Raw genomic sequence first — 20,154 nt, 5'->3', positions numbered from 1 at the left:
AATGGCCCGTTTGGTGGCCTGAGTGGGTGAGGCTGTACCTGGCCGGTGGGGCCCGCGAGTCCCGCAGTCCGCGGGATGGGCCGTGAAACCCGTCGTTGACCAAGGGCAGAGCGGCTTCGGGCCTCGGCTCTTCCGCGGGTCAGGCCGCGCGCCTCTTCAATGGTGAGGGGGCCGGTCCGCTCGGATAGAGCTGCGGCTCCCCATGGGCCGCGCTGCCGCCTTGCCAGGCCGCCCGGGGCCCAGCGGCGCTCCTCTCGAAGCTTCGCGCTCTCCGGGGCGGCCGTACGTCCTCACGCCGGCATCGCTCGCGCCGCCGTCCCCGACACGTTGCCCTCATTCACGTCGAGCCCCAGCGGCGCCGTACTGCCCCGGATACGCCGTGCCCCTCTCCACCGCCCGCGCCCGTCGCGGCCGCCCCGGAAACTGCCATTCACGGCCTCGCTCACGAGTTGCGGCTCGTTGAAGGGCTGCAACGTCGCGGCGGCGGGAGGCTGTTGGCCGGGAAGGTGGCGTGGTCTCAGCGGGCGGCGGACGGGACGCCCAGGGCCTCGTGCCACCACAGGTCGCGGCCGGGCTTCCAGGAGACCGGGCGCGAGCAGCGGTTCACCACCAGGACGGTGCGGTCCACGGCGGGGGCCGAGGTGCCGCCCCGTGCCAGCGCGTGGTCGAGCAGTGCCTTCACGGGCCGTACGGCACCGTCCCAGAACGCTGCGTCGGCCGTGATCAGCACCCGGGCCGAGGACTCACGGGTCCGCGCGACCAGTTCGGGCACCGTCAGCGAGACCGGCAGCGTGGTACGTATCGCGTCCAGCCGCCCGCAGGCGAGCGTGGCGATCACCGACTCGGGTACCAGCGGCAGATGCACCGCGACCCGGTCACCGGCTCGTACGCCCAGTCGGCGGAGCACGGCGGCGGCGCGTTCGGCCTGGTCGAGGAGCATGCCGTGCGTCAGCTCCTCCTGGCGTCCGGGCTCCCCGGTCCAGGTGAGGGCGATCCGCGACGCATCCGGCTCTTGCGCTTCCCGGGCGTCATCTGCATGCTCTGAAGTCACACGGCTCAACATGCCGTTCAGCATGGAGATCACCGATCAACGATCGCTGAACGTCCGTTGTACGGGGTCGGCGCGGCCCCTTCCGCACCCCCGCGGCAGCAGCTCGCGCCCGCCGGGTCTTCGGTCCCCGCGCCACCCCGTTTCACCGCACCGGCCGCCTGGCTCGCCGCACGGGCCGTCCCGCTCATCTCTCCGGCCTCGCGGCCACGCGCGCAACCCGCTCCGGGTTCCTGCCCCTTTCCGGTGCACTCCATCCCCTCTCACTCTCCCTTTGCCGATTTCCTCCGCAGGCGCGAGAGGTGGACCCGTGAGAGGCGTTCCGTTGCCCGTTATGCCGAAACCCGAACCGCACACCCACCTGGACCCCCAGGCCCGTTGGGCGCTGGCCGCCGTCGCCACCGGCGCGTTCTGCGTCCAACTGGACTCGTTCGCGCTGAACCTGGCGCTGCCCGTCGTCCGTGCCGCACTGCACGGTTCCGCGACGGCCACCGCCTGGGTCGTCAGCGGCTATCTCCTCGCCGCGGGGTCCCTGATGCCGCTCGCCGGCCGTCTCGGCGACCTGTACGGGCGGCGCCGGATACTGACGGCCGGGCTGGCGCTCTTCGGGGGCGCGGCCGTGCTGTGTGCGCTCGCGCCGTCGTTGCGGCTGCTGGTGGCGGCGCGGGTGGTGCAGGGCGTGGGCGGTGCGCTGATCATGCCCGCGGGGCTGGCCCTGCTGACCCACGCCTGTCCGCCGGGGCGGGGGCGCGGCGCGATGGGCCGTGCGCTGGGGCTGGCTGGACTGGCCACCGTCTGCGGCCCGTTCCTCGGTGGTGCGCTGGCGCGGTCCGTGTCCTGGCGGGCGGTGTTCTGGCTGACGGTGCCGCTGGCCGTGGCCGCCGCGCTGTGTGCCCGCCGGGCGGCGGAATCCCGCGATCCGGATGCCGGGCGGTCGCTCGACGTCGTCGGTGCGATCGCTGCGACGGGCGTGCCGGCCTGTCTGGCGCGCTGGCTGGAGCAGGGCGCGGACTGGGGCTGGGCGGTCGGCGCGGTGCTGCTCGGCGGGCTGTTCGTGCGGGCCGAGCGGCGCTCGCCCGCGCCTCTGGTGGACCTGGCCCTGTTCCGCAACCGGCCGTATGTGGCGCTGACCGTGGCCGGTGCGGTCGCCAACTCCGCGACGGTGGCGCTGTTGTACGTGGTCCCGTGGACGCTGCAGCAGACTGCGGGGTGGTCGGTACGGGACGCGGGGGTGGTCTTTGCCGTTCCGGCGGGCGCGCTGGCGGTGGGCGGGTCGCTGGCGGGGCGGGTGCGGCCGGCGGCGGCGGTGCCGGTGATGGCGCTCTGTCTCGCCGTCGCGGCGGCCGCGCTGGCTGCCGCCACGTGCACGACGGGCACGCCCGCCCTGCTGATCGCGTCGACGGCGGCCGCGGGCGCGCTCGGGGTGGCCGGCGGGCTGGCCCTCACCGGCACGCAGGCGGTGGTGCGCCGCGAGCGGGCGGGCGAGGCCTCCGGGGTGACCAAGGCCGTGCTGACGGCCACGGCGGGGGCCGGGCTCGCCCTCACCGGCGGCGGGGAGGAGGCGGGCGCCCACCCGTCCCTGCTGCTTCCCGCCGCCGTTTGTCTGGCCACCGCAGCGGTGTTGGTGTGCGCTCGGGTGCTCTCTTACGTGCTCGGACTCGTACGCGGGCGTGTGCCCGTGCGCGCCCTTCTGCGCGGGCGCGCACGGGGGTGAGTACGGGGTGAGTGCGGGTGCGGATACGCGTGCGTGGATGAGTACACGTGCGTGGATGAGCAGGCGTGCATGGATGAGCAGGCGTGCATGGATGAGCAGGCGTGCATGGACGCGTACGCGTGCCTGGCAGGTGCGCCGAGGAGGGCCGGTCATGCCGTCCACGGACGCCCATCGTCCATCCGCCTACTGCGCCCCCGCCCCGACCGCCTCATACCCCCCGATCACATCGCAGACCTCCGTGAACCCGTGTGCCTCCAGCAGGGCCGCCGCGATCACCGAGCGGTTGCCGCTGCGGCAGTACAGGACCACCGGGCGGGCCGGGTCCAGTTCGGTGAGGCGGTCGGGCAGGCCGGCCAGGGGGACGTTGCGGGCGCCGGGGAGGGCGCCCGCCTCGTACTCTGCCGGGTTGCGGACATCGATCAGCTGAATGCCGGCCGGCGGGGCCGCAGTCGGCCGGGCATCGGCCACCGCGGCATCACCGCCCGTACGGCTCTCCTCCAGCGACTGTCCCTTGGGCAACTCCGGCCCCCGCATGACCAGTTCCTCATGGTCGATGCGGCAGCTACTACGGCTGAGCTCGGGGGTGCGGGCCAATACGGCGGCCGGGTCGGGGAGATGGCCGAGGACGTGGTCGTAGCCGATGCGGGCCAGGCGGAGGCGGGCTTCCTGTTCCGTGCCGGGGTGGGCGAGCAGCACGATCGGTGTGCCGGGGGTGACCACGCTGCCGGCGTACTCGGCGAAGCGGGTGTCCAGGCTCGTATGGAGTGAACCGGCCAGATGTGCGGCGGTGTAGGCGGCCAGGGGACGACAGTCGAGGAGGACCGCGCCCTGTCGGTCACGGGCGGCGAGGGCCTCGTCCAGGGTGAGGGCGGGCGGCGGGCCGGGCTCCAGGAGGGGGTGGCCGTCGCGGTTGAGGGCCGCGTCGTGGGCGAAGTAGCCGGGGGTGGTGGGCTGGCCCGCGGTGACCAGTCGGACGAAGTCGTCCTCCGGCATGGGCTGGAGGGCGTAGTTGAACCGGCGCTGGTCGCCGATGGTGGAGCTGGTCTCGCTGGAGAGGCTGCGTCCGCAGGCGGAGCCGGCGCCGTGTGCGGGAAAGACCCGGGTCGCGTCCGGGAGGGGCATCAGTTTGGTGTGCAGGGAGCGGTACAGACGGGCGGCCATGTCCTGTGGGGTGTGCCCGGCGGCGGAGAGCAGGTCGGGGCGGCCGACGTCGCCGACGAAGAGGGTGTCGCCGGTGAGCACGCCGAACGGCACCTCGTCGTCGGGGTGTTCGCGCAGGACGAGACAGATGGATTCCAGGGTGTGGCCCGGGGTGGCGAGCACGGTGAGGGTGACTCCCTGGCCGTCGTCCGCGCCGAGCGAGAGGCGCTCGCCGTCTCGTAACCGCCGTATGGGGAAGCCGGTTTCGGCGGCCTCTCCGAAGGCGATGGTGGCGCCGGTGGCCCGCGCGAGTTCGAGGTGGCCGGAGAGGAAGTCGGCGTGAATGTGCGTCTCGATGACGAGTTCGATCCGCAGGCCGGCGGCTTCCGCGTCGTGGAGGTAGTCGTCGATGTCGCGGCGCGGGTCGACGAGGACGGCGCGTCCGGTGGTCTTGTCGCCGATCAGATACGACGCCTGGGAGAGGCAGTCGAGGTAGTACTGCGCGAAGTGCACGGTCGGCCTCCATGGGTGCGCGGGGCCCGTGCGCGGCGGCCGGGGCCCGTTCGGGCAGGGTGCGTTGTGCGGATGCACGGATGTACGTACATTAGGTAGCCGGATGGCGGGCGACAAGCCGGGCAGCTCGGGACGACGCCCCGTCATCACGCATGGCACGTACCGCCATTGATCCTGAATCACGGCGTCGATGGCGTTCGATGGCGCCCATGGGCCGACGGGTCCATGGCGTCGATGACATCGGCACCATCAACGGCCCCCCCCGTACGCCCGCGGAGGAATCCACCATGACGACCGAGCCGTCGCACGGCGCGCACGGCCCGCATCCACTGGACCGGCGCTCACCGCTGCCCCTGTGGGCGCAGCTGTCCGCCGATCTGCGCCGCCGGATGGAAGCCGGCGCGTTCCGTGCGGAGTTCCCGGCCGAGCACCGGCTCACCGGCGAGTACGAGGTCAGCCGGCACACCGTCCGGGAGGCGCTGCGCAGACTCCGTGCCGACGGCCTGGTGATCGCCGAGCGCGGCCGGACGAGCCGGCTGAACACCCGCCGCATACAACAGCCGCTGGGCTCCCTCTACAGCCTCTTCCGCGAGTTGGAGGGCCAGGGGGTGGAGCAGCGCAGTGAGGTGCTGCGGCTGGAGCGGACCGCGGACTCGACGGTGGCGGGGCATCTGGGGCTGGTCCCGGACGCGCCACTGGTCGTATTGGAGCGGCTGCGTCTCGCGGACGGTGAACCACTCGCGCACGACACCGCGTATCTGCCCGCCGAAGTGGCCGAGCCGCTGCTGGACGCCGACTTCGGGCACACCTCGCTCTACGGCGAGCTGACGCGGCGCTGCGGGGTGAAGGTCGCCGGTGGCCGGGAGCGGATTCAGCCGTTCTTGCCGGACATCCGGCAGGCGTGGCTGCTGGGGCTGGCCGACCGGGAGGCGGCGTTCGCCATCGAGCGGCTCGGGCAGGCCGGGGAGCGGCCGGTGGAGTGGCGCGAAACGGTGGTGCGCGGCGACCGGTTCACGTTCGTCGCGGAGTGGTCCGATGACGGCCGGGCCGTCGCTCTCGCTCCGCGGGCCTCGTGTCCGTCCTCGTAGCCCTGGCGGCGCTGCCGTGCGGGTTGCTGATCGGGCTGCTGCTGGGTGCGCTGGGCGGCGGCGGTTCGGTGCTGGCGGTGCCGGCGCTGGTCTATCTGCTGGGGCAGTCGCCGCACGAGGCGACCGCGGGGGCGCTGATCGTCGTCACGGTCGGCGCGGTGACCGGGCTGCTGTGCCACGGCCGCGCCGGGCGGGTCCGGTGGGTGGCCGGTGCGGCGTTCGGCGCGCTGGGTACGGCGGGCAGCGTCCTCGGCTCCCGGTGGAGCGCGGCCATGGACCCCACGGTGCTGATGGCGGCGTTCTCGGGCCTGTTGCTCGTGGTGGCGGCGATGCTGGTGTCACGGGGGCGACGCGAGCGGCGGGCGGCGGGGGGCGGCGGCGGCCGGCCCTTAGAGGGCCCGGGGAAGGACGCTTCGTTAGCGGACTCTGGGGGGAGCGTCTCGTTACCCGCCCCTGGGGGGAGCGTCCCGTTACCCGCCCCTGGGGGGAGCGTCCCGATGCGGAACTCGCCGGACGGGGTGCCCTTACGGGAGCCCGCAGAGGCGCAGCCCCCGCAAGCCCCCACCGACGCCCAGCCCTTGAGGGACCGCGCCGTGGGCCCGGTGCCGTCCGCTGCCGGGGACGGGGGCTCCGCCCGGCGGGTGCCGCAGCGTCCCGCGCGGTTCGCCGTGACGGCCTCCGCGGTCGGGCTGCTCACCGGCTTCTTCGGGGTCGGCGGTGGCTTCGTCGTCGTACCGGCGCTCACCCTGGTGCTGGGCCTGGAGATGCCGGTGGCCATCGGCACCTCGCTGCTCGTGATTCTCATCAACTCCCTCACGGCGCTGGCCACCCGCGCCGGTACCGGTGGCCTGGACTGGCCGCTGCTGGCCGGTTTCGCGGCCTGTGCGGCGCTCGGCAGCCATCTCGGCAACCGCCTCACCACCCGGCTGCGCCCGGAGGTCCTGGCCACGGCCTTCGCCTTCCTGGTCACCGTCCTCGCCGTCACCATGGCGGCCACCGCCCTGCCCCGCCTCTGGTAGCCCCGCTGTAGCCCCGCGTCCCGTATACCGACCCACCGATTCCCACCACCTCCAGGAGGAAGCACATGGCCCCCGCACCCGCGGCCCCGTCCCATCACCAGGTCCTCATCGTCGGCGGCGGCACCGCAGGTATCACCGTCGCCGCCCGGTTACGCCGTGCCGGTGTCCGGGACATCGCGCTGCTGGAGCCCTCCGAGACGCACTGGTACCAGCCGTTGTGGACGCTGGTCGGCGGCGGGCAGGCGCCGCTGCGCTCCTCGCTGCGCACCGAGGCGGAGGTGATTCCGCCGGGGGTGCGCTGGCTGCGGGAGCGCGCCACCGCCGTCGACCCGGCCGCCCGTACGGTCACGACCGCCTCGGGACGGGTGCTCTCCTACGGGCGGCTGGTGCTCACCCCGGGGCTGCAGCTCGACTGGGACGGGGTGCCCGGTCTGGCCGAGGCCCTCGGCCACGGCGGGGTGAGCAGCAATTACCGGCCCGATCTCGCGCCGCTGACCTGGGACTTGATCCGCCGGATGCGGTCCGGCACGGCGGTGTTCACGATGCCGTCCGGGCCGGTGAAGTGCGGCGGCGCCCCGCAGAAGATCGCGTATCTGGCGGCGGATCACTGGCGTAAGCGCGGTGTACTGGGCGCGATCCGGACGATTCTGGTGCTCCCGGAGCCCGCCATGTTCAAGGTGCCGGTGTTCTCCGAGGTACTGACGGAGACGGCCCGGCGGTACGGCATCGAGGTGCGGCTGAGTTCGGAGATGACCCGCCTCGACGGGGCGGCGCGGGAGGCGGTGATCACCGATCACACCACCGGCAAGGCCGAGACCGTCCACTACGACCTGCTGCACGCCGTACCCCCGCAGCGCGCCCCCCAGTGGCTGGCGGACGGCCCGCTCGCCGACCCCGACTCCCCGTACGGGTACGTCAAGACCGACCGGGAAACACTCCAGCCCCCGGATTTCCCGAATGTGTTCGTGCTGGGCGATGTCGCCAATCTGCCGACGTCCAAGACGGGCGCCGCGATCCGCAAGCAGGCTCCGGTCGCGGTCGCCAACCTCCTGTCCGGGCTGCGCGGACGTCCCGCCACCGCCCGCTACGACGGCTACACCTCCTGTCCGCTGGTCACCGCCCGGCACAAGATGCTGCTCGCCGAGTTCGACTACGACCTGAAGCCCACGCCGTCCATCCCCTTCCTCGACACCACCAAGGAGCGCACCGACATGTGGTTCCTCAAGCGCTACGGACTGCCGCAGCTCTACTTCAAGGGCATGCTCAAGGGCCTGGCGTAACGGCACCCCCCACCGGGCAGGGCTCATGCAAGGGGCACACCTTCCCCCTAGGGACCGCCCCCCAGGGACGCCCCCACCCGAGAGCCCCGCCCCAGGGGGCCGCCTCCTGCACCCGCCCCGCCCTTAGCCCTCCGCCGTCTCCCCCACCGCGCACGCCACGTTGTCCGGCGCCCCCGCCTCGCAGGCCAGCCGGATCAGTTCGCGTACGGCCTGGTCGGGGTCGTCGGCCGAGGTCAGCACCCGCTGGATCGCCTCGGCCGGCACCACCCCGGTCAGGCCGTCCGTGCACAGCAGATAGCGCTCGCCGGGCCGGGCCTCCAGGAGGTGCAGATCCGGGGCGAACTCGGTGGCTCCGTCGAGCGACCGCAGCAGTTGGGCGCGCTGCGGATGGGAGGCCGCCTCCTCGGGGGCGAGCCGGCCCTCGTCGATCAGCGACTGGACCACGCTGTGGTCGTGGCTGATCTGGAAGAGGCCGGAATCCCGCAGGACATAGGCGCGGGAGTCCCCGATGTGCAGCAGTGCCAGCTGCGCGCCGGAGCGGAGCAGCGCGGTGAGGGTGCTGCCGGTCGCCTCGCCCAACGCCGGGGCGGCGCGGTGGGCGCGGCGGGCGGCCTCCTCCAGGAGGGCCGGCAGGTCCGCCGAGGTCAGGTCCTGTTCCTCCAAGCCCTTGAGTGCCTCGATCGCCGCCGTCGCGGCCGGGCCACCCAGGGGGCCGTAGCCATCGGCCACGGCCAGCAGCCGCGGTCCGGCGTGCGCGGCGTCCTGATGGAGCGGGCGCACCAGGCCCTGGTCGGCCAGGGCGGCAGAGCGCATGGTCAACGGGATGTGGGGTGTGGTCATGGCGGTGTTCTTCCTCTCCAACTGGTCGACGAGGAAGGCGGCGAGGTCCCGGCGGGCGGCGGTGTCGGCCTCGACCTGCGCCCAGTACGCGGCGACCGCCACGGCCGCGGCGTCCGGCGCCAGCTCGCACACCTCACGGATGCGGGCCAGCGGCATGCCGAGCCGGCGCAGCCAGGCCACCAGCCGGGCCCGCTCCAACTGTGCCGGGGCGTAGTGGCGGTAGCCGCTGTGCGGGTCTACATGGGCCGGGGGCAGCAGGCCGAGTTCGTCGTAGAGGCGCAGTGCCTTCGGCGAGAGCCGCGCGGCCCGTGCGAACGCCCCGATGGTCAGCAGCGTGTCGTCGCCGTACGGCGCCATACCCCCGTCTCCGTTCACCCGTCCGTCCTCCTCGTACCGGGCGCCTCGCCCGGCACGGCCGATGCTGGGGCTTGCCCCAAGGGCAAGGTCAATCGCTGCCGCGGCAACGACCCGTAACGGCCTGCGGGGAGCGGACGGGCGGACCGGACTGGACCGGACTGGACCACCCACGCTGCGCCGCTCCAGCTGGACCGGGGGCGGGCGGGAGGAGGGAGGCGGGCAGGACGGGCCGCGCCACACCGCCAGACCGGCTCCTCCTCCCCCTCCCCCTAGCCCACCCGCCCACCTCCACCACCCCTCACCTACCGAACGCCACCCCCAGCCCCCAACCGCCCCATAGCCGCAGCCGTAAGCGCCTCGACCCCCATCGTCAGAGTCGGCCGCACCACAGGGACGAACTGCGGGGAATGGTTCGACGGGATGTCCTGGGCCAGTCGGCCGGCCGCCAGTGCCGTCTGGAACTCCGTCGGGTCCCAGCCGCCCAGCCACCAGTAGTAGAGCGGGGCCCCGGCGGCGGTCGCCAGCAGTCCGGCGTCCTCGCTGCCGGTGGCCGGTCCGTAGGCGAACAGCCGCTCCGGGCCGAAGAGTTCAGCGAACCGCTCATTGACCTCTTGCAGGGTCTCGGCGTCGTTGACGGTGACGGGGAAGGCGTCCAGGACCTCGGTGTCGGGGGCGCGGTCCGCCCCGGAGGCGGCGGCCTCGGCGCGCGCGATGCGGTCGATGGCGGCCAGCACGGCGGTGCGGACCGTCTCGTCGAAGGTGCGGACGCTGAGGCGTACGACGGCGCGGTCGGGGATCACATTGGCGGTGTCCCCGGCGTGGAAGGAGCCGACCGTGACCACCGCCTGGTCCTTCGGGGCGATCTCGCGGGCCACCACGGACTGCACCCGCTGGACGAAGGAGGCCGCCATCAGGATCGGGTCGATGGTCGTCTCGGGGCGCGAGCCGTGGCCGCCGGTGCCGTGGAAGGTGATCTCCAGGCTGTCGGAGGCCGCCATGCAGGGGCCGGGGCAGTAGGCGATCAGCCCGGCGCCGAAGGGGGCGACATGCTGGGCCAGCACCACATCGGGGGTGGGGACCAGGCCCTTGCTGTAGAGGCCGGCGTCGAGCATGGCGCGGGCGCCGCTGCCGACCTCCTCGGCGGGCTGGAAGAGCGCGATGAGGGTGCCGGACCAGTGGTCACGGCCGGCTGCGAGCAGGTCGGCGGCGCCCAGCAGGCAGGTCACATGGACGTCGTGGCCACAGGCGTGCATCCGGCCGGGGACCGTGGAGGCGTAGTCCAGGCCGGAGTTCTCGGTGACGGGCAGTGCGTCCATGTCGGCGCGCAGCAGGACCACGGGTCCCGGGCCGTTGCGCAGTACGCCGACGACGCCGGTCTCGGCGATGCCGGTGGTGACGTCGTAGCCGTGGGCGGTCAGCCGGCGGGCGGCCTCGGCGGCGGTACGGGTTTCCTGGAAGCCGAGTTCGGGATGGCGGTGCAGGTCTTCGTAGAGGGCCACGAGATCGGTGAGGCGGTCGTCGAGCGGGGCCAGGACGGCAGCGGGGGCGGTGCTGCCGCGGGGGTCGGCGTTAGCGGTCGGGACGGTCGTGTCGCTGTCGCTCATATGTGCATTCGACCATGGCTCCGGAGGCGGGCGGCCGCTGTCGGCCCCGGCATTCCCCGGAGTCCGGCCCCTAAGGGCACCCCCTCCTCTCTGGCCGGAGTTCGCGGTTGCCGTCCCCTTCGCCCGTGACAGCGGAGCCCGTGGCTGCGACCGTGGACCGCCGCCGGTGACGCGGTCCAGCAAGCCCAAGCCGACGACTGGAGGCTGACGTTGGCCACTTCCCCGCACCGACCGACCGGCGAGCCCCGCGACCTCACGGCTCATCTGATGGACCTGGCCATGGGGCATCTCTTCTCGGCCGCGCTGCGCACCGCGGTGCACCACCGCATCGCCGACCATCTCGCCGAGGGCCCGCGCACCGTCGAGCAGCTGGCCGGCACCACGGGCACCCACGCCCCGCATCTGCGCCGTGTCCTGCGCTGTCTCGCCACCCGCGGCGTCTTCCGGGAGGACGCCGCGGGCGCCTACCAACTGACGCCGGCCGCGCAGCAGCTGCGTACGGACGCGCCCGATTCGCTGTGCGCCGCCGTGCTCATGGCGACCGACCAGCTGTTCCTGCGGACGTCGGCCGCGATGCCGGAGGCCGTGGCGCGCGGCGGCGCGTCCTTCGAGTGGATCTTCGGGGCGCCGCTCTTCGAGCATCTGCTGTCGGACCCGGCCGCCCGCCGGCTCTTCGATGACGGGATGGCGTCGGTGTCCGCCCGGGTCGACGAGGCGGTGGCCGCCGCCTGCGCGTTCCCCGCGAACGGCACGGTGGTGGACGTCGGCGGCGGCCGCGGCGGCCTGCTGCGCGCCGCGCTGCGCCGCCATCCGCAGCTGACCGGGGTGCTGTTCGACCAGGCGCCGCCGCTGGCCGATCACCTCCTGGGCGGCGACGAGCTGAAGGGCCGCTGGCGCACCCAGGAGGGCGACTTCTTCGAGTCGGTGCCGGAGGGCGGCGATGTCTATGTGCTCAAACACGTGCTGCACGACTGGCCGGACGAGCCGTGCCGGCGCATCCTGCGCAGCTGCCACCGGGCGATGGCGGCCGGCAGCCGGCTGCTGGTCGTCGACTCGGTGCTGCCACCGGGCAACGCGCCGCACTTCGGCAAGACCATGGACGTCGCGATGATGGCGGTGCTCGACGGGCAGGAGCGCACCGCGGAGGAGTTCGCCGCGCTGCTGTCGGCGGCCGGGTTCCGGCTGACGCGGACGCTGCCGACCTCGGCGTTTCCCTCGATCGTGGAGGCCGTCGCCGAGTAGCCGCCGGCCCGGGGCGACACGCCGCGCCCCGCTCCCCTCGTCGTCCGCACCGTCGGCCCGCGCTCTACTGAGGCGGCCGCCCCGGCCGACGAGAGGAGCTGACGTGCCGGTCCTCATGCGGGCACGCCGCCGCGACGAGCAGCACCGCGCCGCCACCCCGCTGGAGCTCTTCTTCGACCTGTGTTTCGTGGTGGCGGTCGCCCAGGCCGGGCGGGAGCTGGCGCATGCGCTGGCCGAGGGGCATCCGGGGCACGGTGTCACCGGCTATCTGATGCTGTTCTTCGCCATCTGGTGGGCCTGGATGAACTTCAGCTGGTTCGCCTCGGCGTACGACACCGACGACCCGCTCTATCGCGTGGTGACGCTGGTCCAGATGGCGGGGGTGCTGATCCTGGCGGCCGGTGTGCCGCGGGCCTTCGCCGACAGCGACTTCACCGTCGTCTGGTTCGGCTTCGTGGTGATGCGGCTGGCGATGGTCAGCCAGTGGCTGCGGGTGGCATACGGGAGCGAGGGCGCCGAGCGGCGCACCGCGCTGCGTTACGCCCTGGGGGTGACGGTGTGCCAGATCGGGTGGCTGGGCCTGGTGGTCCTGCCCGTCGGGGACATCCCCTGGGTGTTCGGGGTCGTGGCGCTGCTGGAGCTGTCGGTGCCGGCGCTGGCCGAACGGGAGCGGCAGACGACCTGGCATCCGCATCACATCGCCGAGCGCTACGGCCTGTTCACCATCATCGTGCTGGGCGAGACGATCGCGGCGGCCACCCTCGCCGTGCAGGCGGCGCTGGACCGGAACGAGGCGCTCGGGACGCTGCTGCCGAGCGCGGGCGGCGGCCTGCTGCTGGTCTTCGCCGCGTACTGGATCTACTTCGCGGTGCCGGTCCACCTGCACCTCCGTTCGAACCGGCAGGCGTTCCTCTGGGGCTACGGGCACTACCTGGTGTTCGGTGCGGCGGCCGCGGTCGGTGCGGGCATCGAGGTCTCGGTGGCGGAGTCCTTCGGCCGGGCGCATCTGTCGGCGTTCGCGGCGGCCGCATGTGTCACGGTGCCGGCGGCGCTGTACCTGCTCACGGTGTGGCTGATCCACTCACGGCACCAGAAACGGGGGCCGGCGCAGCATCTGGTGCTGCCGGTGTCGGCGCTGCTGGTCCTGGTGTGTACGTTCGCCGGGCACTGGGCCGTCCCGGCGGCCGGGCTGGTGGCCTCGGCGACGGTGGCGGCCGGGGTGGCCCTGAGTTCCCGTCAGGGGGGCGCGCTGGTGGAGTAGCGGCCGTGTCACCCGTCTCGACGAGCGGCCGGGCGCCGATCTCGCCGAGGGTGCGGGGCCGTAGGTGTGAGCCCTCGGACGCCGCCTTTCCCCGCCCGGCCGGCGTCCCTGCCGGCTCCCCGGTTCGGCGTACCTGACGCCCGTTCAGCCCTGTGCCGGGCGCTGATTCCATATCAGATCCGGCCATCTTCCCTGTCGGCGGCCGACGGCCCGTCAGCGGCACGGGCGCCCTTCCGGCCCCACCCCATTGCCCGTCAATTGCCCACCAATGGACCTTACTTCCCGCCCCTTCGTGCTCTTGTTCCCCACTGTTCACAGGGGCCAGCGGAGGCGCGCGCACGTCGAAGCGGTAGGGTGCAGATTGCCCTTTTTATGACAGGGGGTGTCACTGTGGGAGACCCACAGAAGCCCTGGGACCGACCACCGTCCGTACCTGAGGAGACGCCAGCCATGGCCCGCCACGCTCAGTCCCGCGCGCGGACGAGACTGTCCCGGCGCAGCAAGGCCGTGAGCGGTCTCGCCCTGTCCACCCTGGTCGGCACCGCCCTGTGGGCGTGGCCGGCCTCGGGCGACGACCACAACGGCGGGACCGACGCCAAGAGCACCATGTCCACGACGGCTTCCGGCCCGGACACGCCACGTACGCCCGTGTCCGCGCCGAAATCCGCCCCGAACGCCGCACCGAAGGCCGCGCCGAACGCCCCGGCCGCCCGGCCGATCCCCGGTCTCAGCGACGCGGCCAGGAAGCGCATACCGGCCGACTCCCGCCAGGTGCTGGTCGTCACGGGCAAGGACATGGACTCCTTCCAGTCCCGGGTCGTCCTCTACACCCGTGCGGACGGTTCGGACGACTGGGAGGCGGGTCCCACCTGGCCGGCGCACAACGCCGCGCACGGCTGGACCGACGACCACCGCTACGGCGATCTGCGCTCACCCATCGGGGTCTACCCGCTCACCGACGCGGGCGGTCTGCTGGCCGCGCCCGAGGGCACCAAGCTCCCCTATGACCGCAACGGCAGCTTCGTCGCCGGGGGCACCGGTGTGGAGGGCGAGCCGCTGGCCGGCGCCTTCGACTACGTCATCGCCATCAACTACAACCGGGAGCCGGGCACCTCCCCGCTGGACCAGCGGCGTCCCTGGGGCGCCGCCAAGGGCGGCGGTGTCTGGCTGCACGTCGACCACGACGGCCCCACCCAGGGCTGTATCAGCCTCAAGCCCAAGGTGATGCGGGAACTGCTGCGCACCCTCGACCCCGACCTGCACCCGGTCGTCGTGATGGGACCGGCCGATTACTGAGCAGCCGACCGGCCCGTACCCCACGGGGCCGCAGGACGCCCTCACCGACGTCCTCGGCCTCCGGGTCGGCCATGCCCAGCGCATCGGTGACGGATATCTGACCGGCACCACCGTCGTCCTGGCACCCGAGGGCGGCGCCGTCGCTGCCGTCGATGTGCGCGGTGGCGGGCCCGGCACCCGGGAGACCGACGCGCTGGACCCGCGCAACCTCGTCCAGCGGGTCGAGGCGCTGGTGCTGACCGGCGGCAGCGCCTTCGGGCTGGACGCCGCGTCCGGTGTCGCCGGCTGGCTGGAGGACGAGGGCCGCGGGTTCCGCGTCGGCCCGGACCCCGCCCAGGTCGTCCCGGTCGTGCCGGCCGCGGCCCTCTTCGACCTGGGCCGGGGCGGCACCTGGCGGGCCCGCCCGGACGCCGCCCTGGGCCGGTCGGCGGCCGCCGCCGCGGCGGGCACCGAGCCCGGCGCCCCGGTGGCCCGGGGCAACACGGGGGCCGGTACGGGCGCGGTGGCCGGCGGCCTCAAGGGCGGCATCGGCACCGCGAGCGCGGTCCTTCCCTCGGGCGCCACCGTCGCCGCCCTGGCCGCCGTCAACGCCGCGGGCTCCGTCACCGACCCGCGTACCGGCGCCCTTTACGGCCGGTTGTACGAGGACCCGACCGCCGCCCTCCCGGCCCCCGAGGTGCACGCCGCCGCGCTGCGCCGGCTGGCCGAGGCCCAGGAGGTGTCCCTGGCCCGTTCGGCGGCGTCCGTCGGGCCGCCGCTCAACACCACCCTCGCCGTGGTAGCCACCGACGCCACCCTCACCCGCGCCCAGGCCCACAAGCTCGCCGGCACCGCGCACGACGGTCTGGCCCGGGCCGTCCGCCCGGTCCATCTCCTCTCCGACGGCGACACGGTCTTCGCCCTGTCCACCGCCACCCGCCCGCTCGCCCCCGAGGAGTCCCGCGCCGACCCCGCGTTCGGCATCCACGCCGAGGCCGGCGCCCTGAACGAGATCCTCGCCGCCGGCGCGGACGTCCTGACCCGGGCCGTGGTCGACGCGGCCCGCTCCGCGGAGACGGTGCGCGGCCCCGGCGGCGTCTTCCCGTCCTACCGGGATCTGTACGGGGCCGAGGGCTGACGGGCGGGCGCGGACCGGCGGCCGCCGGGCGCGGACCGGCGGCCATCGGGCGCGGACCGGCGGCCGTCGGCGGCTTCGGCCACCCGGCGGCGCCGGCGCCCGTAAGCAGCCCCAACAGCCCGAGCAGCCCCGCTGACCACCCCTCACACCCCCACCGCCCCCAACAACGACCCCGCCGCATACGTCACGCCCATCGCCACCACCCCGCCCCCCACGTTCCGCAGCACCGCCCGTCCCACCGGTGCGAAGCCCAGCCGTGCGCTGCTCCAGCCGCACAGCGCCAGCGCCGCGACCACGGCGGCCACTGTGATCCACAGCCGCTGCGCGGCCGACGGCAGCACGATCGCCAGCAGCGGCAGCAACGCCCCCGCCGTGAAGGCGAGGAAGCTGGCGCCCGCCGCATGCCACGGATTGGTGAGTTCGTCGGGGTCGATGCCCAACTCCACCTCGGCGTGCGCCCGCAGCGCATCGTGCTCGGTGAGCTGCTCGGCCACTTCCCGCGCCAGCTGCGCGTCGAGCCCCTTCCCCTCCAGCATCTCGGTCAGCTCGACGAGTTCCGCCTGCGGCTCGGTCGCCAGCTCCCGCTTCTCCTGCGCCAGCGCGGCCTTCTCCGAGTCGCGCTGGGTGGAGACCGATACGTACTCGCCGGCCGCCATCGACAGGGAGCCGGCCAGCAGGCCCGCCAGCCCCGCCGTCAGCAGCGCGCCCCGTTCGTCGGTGGCGCCGGCGACCCCGACGACAAGTCCGGCGGTGGACACGATGCCGTCGTTGGCCCCGAGGACCGCCGCCCGCAGCCAGTTGAGCCGGCTGCCGAGCCCGCCGCCGTGCGCCTCGTCGTGGTCCGATGTCTGCGAAGTCACCGGAAGAGCGTCGCATCCGCACCGGCCGAGCCCCGCTCGACGCCACCGCGCCGTCCCTGATCGGCCGGTGGTAGAAACGGGCTTATGTCCGCACGGCCCCCCTCACCGACTCCCCCGCCGCCCCCGCCCACGCTCGTCCAGCCGGCGCCCCGCAAGCCCGCACCGCGCCGCCGACTGTGGTGGCACCGGCTGATATTCGGGCTCTGGTACCGCCCGGTGGAGGTGCTGGACGAGGCGCGGGACCGCAGCGCCTGGAGCGCGGCGGTGCTGCTGTCGCTGATCAGCGGCGCCATCGGGGTGCTGTCGGTGGACGCGTTCCACGCCCAGTGGGCCGTCGACCGCACCGCGGGGCTCCAGCTCATCGGGCTGGCCGAGGCCGGGGTGCTGGCCGCCAGCTTCGTGCTGGGCGCGGTCGCCCACGCGATCGCCCGCACGCTGGGCGGTATCGGCCGCTTCGCGCCGACCGCGAGCCTGTTCATCGTGCTCTTCTGGGTGACGGATCTGCCGCGGATGGCGATCGCCGCCTGGCTGCCGACCGGCGCCACCTTCGTCCAGGCCGCGACCTGGACGACGTGGGGCTTCGGCTATGTCCTCGCCATATTGCTGATACGCGGCCAGCACCATCTGTCGACGTGGAAGTCGGCGGCCGCGGTCTCCGTGCAGATGCTGGCCGCGCTGGCGCTGCTGCGGCTGGGTCCGGTCCGCTGACCCCTGGGGGCGGTTCCGGGGCGGCCCACCCGCGCCGGCCCCGCCGCCCGGCTCAACTACGGCTGGTCAGCTGCCGTACGAGTCCCGCGAACGCCGCCCGCTCGGCGGGGCTCAGCTCCACACACTCCGACGGCGGCCCGTCCGGCCCGGTCTGCCGCGGCACCGAACCGAGCAGCTCCGGCTGTCCGGGCGGCCCGGCCGGACCCGGTGCGGCGGCGAGGCCGTCCTCCGCGAGCCAGCCACGCGACGCGTACCGCGCCCGCATCTCCCGCTGGTCGCGCCGCAGCGCGGCCTCGTACCGGCCCCGTCGCAGCAGTCTGACCATCCCGACGGCCCAGAGGGCGCCCACCGCGACAAGGACGCCGAGGCCGATCTGCTGCAGAATCGAAACGGAGGGAAGCATGTGGTCCTCCCGGAGGGATGGGGCGCTGGGGCGGGGCGCGTCTCTGGATGCCGCGGGCTGATCCGGGCCGACCCGGAAGACGGGCCCTGGTAGCCAGTAGACACCACGGTCCGGGACTTCGGACAGGAGATCTTGGGCCAAAAGTCCTGAAGTGACACATCTCCTATGACATTTCGCCACATTCCCGGCACGACCCGCGAAGGCGCCACCCCAAGAGGCCGCCCCGGCAGGATTCCCCCCCCGCGCCGTTGGACACCGCGGCCGCTCCCCCGGCGGAGATCGTCCCGGACGATGACGGCACCCCGTCCGCGACGTGAGGAGCACGCACGTGCCGCAGCCGCACCGGCCGCAGCCCCGGCCGCCCGCCGACGCCACCACCGGGCTCACCGGCATCGCACCGCCCGGCACTCCGCCCGCCCGCACCCTGGACGGCATCCTCGTCGCGGACTTCAGCCGGGCGCCGGCCGGGCCGCTGGCCGCCGCGACGCTCGCCGGCCTCGGCATCGAGGCGATCAAGGTGGAGCGGCCGGGCACCGGTGACGGCGCCCGCTCCTGGGGCCCGCCGTTCGTCGCGGACCACCCCGCCGGCGCGGCCCCGGAGCCGCACGGGGACGGCGCCCCCGCCGCGCGGGACGGCCGCGTACCACATCGCCCCGTACGAGACGCCGGCCTGCCGCGACGGGCAGCTGCTCGCGGTGGCGGTGGGCAATGACCGTCAGTTCCGGGAGCTTGCGCGGGCCCTGGGCGCCCCGGAACTCGCCGGGGATCTCCGTTTCGCCCGCAATGAGGACCGGGTACGAAACCGCACGGAACTCAGCAAAGCGCTGGAGGACCGGCCGGCCGCCGACACCCCGCGGGGCTGGACCGAGCGGCTGACCGCGGTGTCCGTGCCGCGCGGCCCGGTCAACACCCTCTCCGGGGCGCCGGAATTGGCGGCACGGCTCGGTCTCGATCCGGTGACATCTGCCGGCGAGGGCCGGATCCCCCAAGTCACCAGCCCACTCCGCCTTTCGGGGGCGCCGGTGGCCCAACCCTTCGCTCCACCCCGCCTGGACGAACACGGCACGGCACTGCGAACCTGGCTGTCGGGGCCTTCCAACCACCCCCTACCGCCGCACATGTGACCTTCATCACAAGAGACCCGTACCCGCAACCAAATCCGCCCGCCCGTGCTGTTTACCAGCACGGAATCACAACACCCCTGTTATGGAGCAGCTCGTGACAACGCCGGACAACACCGCGCCCGCTCGGTCCCGCACCCCGCACCAGCTGCTCCCCTCGGTCGAGCAGCCGGCGTCGGGAGCGTCGCGCCGTAACCGGCGGATGCGCCGCACGCTCGCCGTGACGGCCCTGTTCGCCGCGAGCGCGCTGACCCTCTCCGCCTGTGGTGGAGACGCCTCGGCCGGCGGCAACGACGACGGGAAGAACGGCCAGGCCGGCGCGGACGCCGCGGCCGCCAAGAACGCCTCCGACGTCAAGATCAAGGTTTCGTCGAAGGACGGCGCCACCGACGCCAGCATCAACGACACCGGCGTGAAGGCCACCGGTGGCAAGCTGACCGAGGTGAAGCTCACCGAAGTCGAGTCCGGCAAGGACGTCGCCGGTGCCATATCGCCCGACGGCGCGTCCTGGAAGCCCGGCGTGCAGCTGGAGCGCGGCACCAAGTACCGGATCGTGGCGAAGGCCAAGGACGCCAAGGGCCGCGCCGCCACCGAGAATGCGAGCTTCACGACGGTCTCCTCGGCCGACAGCTTCATCGGCAGCTACACCCCTGACGACGGCAAGACCGTCGGCGTCGGCATGCCGGTGTCCTTCAACTTCGACAAGGTGATCACCAACAAGAAGGACGTCCAGTCCCACATCACGGTGACCTCCAGCAGCGGCCAGAAGGTCGTCGGCCACTGGTTCGGCGCCCAGCGCCTGGACTTCCGGCCCGAGGACTACTGGAAGGCCGGCTCCAAGATCACTATGAAGATCGACCTGGACGGGGTGAAGGGCGGCCAGGGCATCACCGGCGTCCAGTCCAAGACGGTCTCGTTCACCATCGGCCGCTCGCAGGTCTCCACGGTCGACATGAACACCCAGACCATGACGGTCAAGCGGGACGGCAAGACCCTCAAGAACGTCCCGATCTCCGGCGGCAGCCCCGAGAACCCCACCTACAACGGCCAGATGGTGATCTCGGAGAAGTTCGAGCAGACCCGCATGGACGGCTCCACCGTCGGCTTCAAGGGCAAGGACGGCAAGGGCGAGTACGACATCCCTGACGTCCCGCACGCCATGCGGCTGTCGGCCTCCGGCACCTTCCTCCACGGCAACTACTGGGGCTCCCCGTCCATCTTCGGCCAGGCCGGCACCAGCCACGGCTGCGTCGGCCTGCGGGACAACAAGGGCGGCGGCGGCGACACCCCGGGCAAGTGGTTCTTCAACGAGTCGCTGATCGGCGATGTCGTGATCGTGAAGAACTCGAAGGACGAGACGGTCAAGCCGGACAACGGCCTCAACGGCTGGAACATGTCCTGGTCCGAGTGGCAGCAGGGCAGCGCGGTCTGACGGACAGCGCGCGCTGCGCACACACAACGGCGGCGGGCCGGGCCAGGGGGGGGCGGCCCCCCCCCGGGTGGCACCACCCGCCCCGGGGCGGGAGGCGGCCCGCCCCCCGCC

The 20,154-nt window shown here is 73.5% G+C and carries 18 protein-coding genes; 12 read left to right on the top strand and 6 right to left on the bottom strand.

The annotated features are described in order from the left end of the window. Positions 1–517: 517 nt before the first annotated feature. Entirely contained in the window at positions 518–1,051 is a 534-nt protein-coding gene (locus ACFW5B_RS03855) for an AMP-binding protein (protein ID WP_386432741.1), read from the bottom strand. 331 nt (positions 1,052–1,382) lie between these two features. On the opposite strand from ACFW5B_RS03855, the gene ACFW5B_RS03850 reads away from it, so the two are divergent. Further along, positions 1,383–2,762, top strand: coding sequence for an MFS transporter (locus ACFW5B_RS03850; RefSeq protein WP_386432738.1), 1,380 nt, complete (start codon positions 1,383–1,385; stop codon positions 2,760–2,762). Between the two features lie 183 nt (positions 2,763–2,945). Here the strand turns inward: ACFW5B_RS03850 and ACFW5B_RS03845 are convergent, their stop codons facing one another. Further along, positions 2,946–4,415, bottom strand: a complete 1,470-nt coding sequence (locus ACFW5B_RS03845; RefSeq protein ID WP_386432735.1) for a rhodanese-like domain-containing protein — start codon at positions 4,413–4,415, stop codon at positions 2,946–2,948. A 287-nt stretch (positions 4,416–4,702) separates the two neighbouring features. Between ACFW5B_RS03845 and ACFW5B_RS03840 the strand changes: the two genes are divergently transcribed. The 3 genes from ACFW5B_RS03840 to ACFW5B_RS03830 all read left to right on the top strand — a co-directional run bounded on the left by ACFW5B_RS03840 (position 4,703) and on the right by ACFW5B_RS03830 (position 7,802). Next, positions 4,703–5,503, top strand: a complete 801-nt coding sequence (locus tag ACFW5B_RS03840) for a GntR family transcriptional regulator (protein WP_386433239.1) — start codon at positions 4,703–4,705, stop codon at positions 5,501–5,503. Further along, positions 5,488–6,522 (top strand): sulfite exporter TauE/SafE family protein, encoded by a 1,035-nt coding sequence (locus ACFW5B_RS03835; protein WP_386432733.1) that lies wholly within the window; start codon positions 5,488–5,490, stop codon positions 6,520–6,522. Before ACFW5B_RS03840 ends, ACFW5B_RS03835 begins: the two co-directional genes overlap by 16 nt. Before the next feature lie 65 nt (positions 6,523–6,587). Further along, positions 6,588–7,802, top strand: a complete 1,215-nt coding sequence (locus ACFW5B_RS03830) for an FAD-dependent oxidoreductase (RefSeq protein WP_386432730.1) — start codon at positions 6,588–6,590, stop codon at positions 7,800–7,802. 123 nt (positions 7,803–7,925) lie between these two features. On the opposite strand, the gene ACFW5B_RS03825 is transcribed toward ACFW5B_RS03830, so the two are convergent. Further along, the gene (locus ACFW5B_RS03825) at positions 7,926–8,999 is read right to left on the bottom strand and encodes a MerR family transcriptional regulator (protein WP_386433237.1); all 1,074 of its coding nucleotides are present in this window, start codon (positions 8,997–8,999) and stop codon (positions 7,926–7,928) included. A 302-nt stretch (positions 9,000–9,301) separates the two neighbouring features. Beyond that, positions 9,302–10,603, bottom strand: coding sequence for an amidohydrolase (locus ACFW5B_RS03820; protein ID WP_386432728.1), 1,302 nt, complete (start codon positions 10,601–10,603; stop codon positions 9,302–9,304). Between the two features lie 210 nt (positions 10,604–10,813). Here ACFW5B_RS03820 and ACFW5B_RS03815 point away from each other — a divergent pair, with 210 nt between their 5' ends. From ACFW5B_RS03815 to ACFW5B_RS03800, 4 genes are all read left to right on the top strand, one after another. Further along, on the top strand, positions 10,814–11,845 hold the full coding sequence (locus tag ACFW5B_RS03815) for a methyltransferase (protein ID WP_386432725.1): 1,032 nt from the start codon (positions 10,814–10,816) through the stop codon (positions 11,843–11,845). Positions 11,846–11,948: 103 nt separating this feature from the next. Continuing rightward, positions 11,949–13,106, top strand: coding sequence for a low temperature requirement protein A (locus ACFW5B_RS03810; protein ID WP_386432722.1), 1,158 nt, complete (start codon positions 11,949–11,951; stop codon positions 13,104–13,106). 450 nt (positions 13,107–13,556) lie between these two features. Further along, complete coding sequence (locus tag ACFW5B_RS03805) at positions 13,557–14,402, top strand: hypothetical protein (protein ID WP_386432719.1); 846 nt, start codon at positions 13,557–13,559, stop codon at positions 14,400–14,402. After that, a complete protein-coding gene (locus ACFW5B_RS03800; RefSeq protein WP_386433234.1) occupies positions 14,395–15,519 on the top strand; it encodes a P1 family peptidase in 1,125 nt (374 codons plus the stop codon). The genes ACFW5B_RS03805 and ACFW5B_RS03800 overlap by 8 nt, the downstream gene beginning before the upstream one ends. A 143-nt stretch (positions 15,520–15,662) precedes the next feature. Here the strand turns inward: ACFW5B_RS03800 and ACFW5B_RS03795 are convergent, their stop codons facing one another. Continuing rightward, on the bottom strand, positions 15,663–16,379 hold the full coding sequence (locus ACFW5B_RS03795) for a VIT family protein (protein WP_386432716.1): 717 nt from the start codon (positions 16,377–16,379) through the stop codon (positions 15,663–15,665). 84 nt (positions 16,380–16,463) lie between these two features. On the opposite strand from ACFW5B_RS03795, the gene ACFW5B_RS03790 reads away from it, so the two are divergent. Beyond that, positions 16,464–17,087: a YIP1 family protein gene (locus tag ACFW5B_RS03790; protein ID WP_386432712.1), complete on the top strand. Its 624-nt coding sequence runs from the start codon at positions 16,464–16,466 to the stop codon at positions 17,085–17,087. A gap of 52 nt (positions 17,088–17,139) precedes the next feature. On the opposite strand, the gene ACFW5B_RS03785 is transcribed toward ACFW5B_RS03790, so the two are convergent. Beyond that, positions 17,140–17,490: a hypothetical protein gene (locus tag ACFW5B_RS03785; protein WP_386432709.1), complete on the bottom strand. Its 351-nt coding sequence runs from the start codon at positions 17,488–17,490 to the stop codon at positions 17,140–17,142. A gap of 328 nt (positions 17,491–17,818) precedes the next feature. Between ACFW5B_RS03785 and ACFW5B_RS03780 the strand changes: the two genes are divergently transcribed. The 3 genes from ACFW5B_RS03780 (at position 17,819) to ACFW5B_RS03770 (ending at position 20,043) form a co-directional block, all read left to right on the top strand. Then, positions 17,819–18,202 (top strand): CoA transferase, encoded by a 384-nt coding sequence (locus ACFW5B_RS03780; protein WP_386432706.1) that lies wholly within the window; start codon positions 17,819–17,821, stop codon positions 18,200–18,202. After that, positions 18,138–18,614: a CoA transferase gene (locus ACFW5B_RS03775; RefSeq protein WP_386433231.1), complete on the top strand. Its 477-nt coding sequence runs from the start codon at positions 18,138–18,140 to the stop codon at positions 18,612–18,614. The genes ACFW5B_RS03780 and ACFW5B_RS03775 overlap by 65 nt, the downstream gene beginning before the upstream one ends. 82 nt (positions 18,615–18,696) lie before the next feature. After that, positions 18,697–20,043: an Ig-like domain-containing protein gene (locus ACFW5B_RS03770; RefSeq protein ID WP_386432703.1), complete on the top strand. Its 1,347-nt coding sequence runs from the start codon at positions 18,697–18,699 to the stop codon at positions 20,041–20,043. Positions 20,044–20,154 lie beyond the last annotated feature (111 nt).

Source organism: Streptomyces sp. NPDC058773 (assembly GCF_042746015.1).
GTDB lineage: Bacteria > Actinomycetota > Actinomycetes > Streptomycetales > Streptomycetaceae > Streptomyces.
The sequence above is the reverse complement of the archived record's forward strand: the minus strand, read 5'-3'. Positions and strand labels throughout refer to the sequence as shown.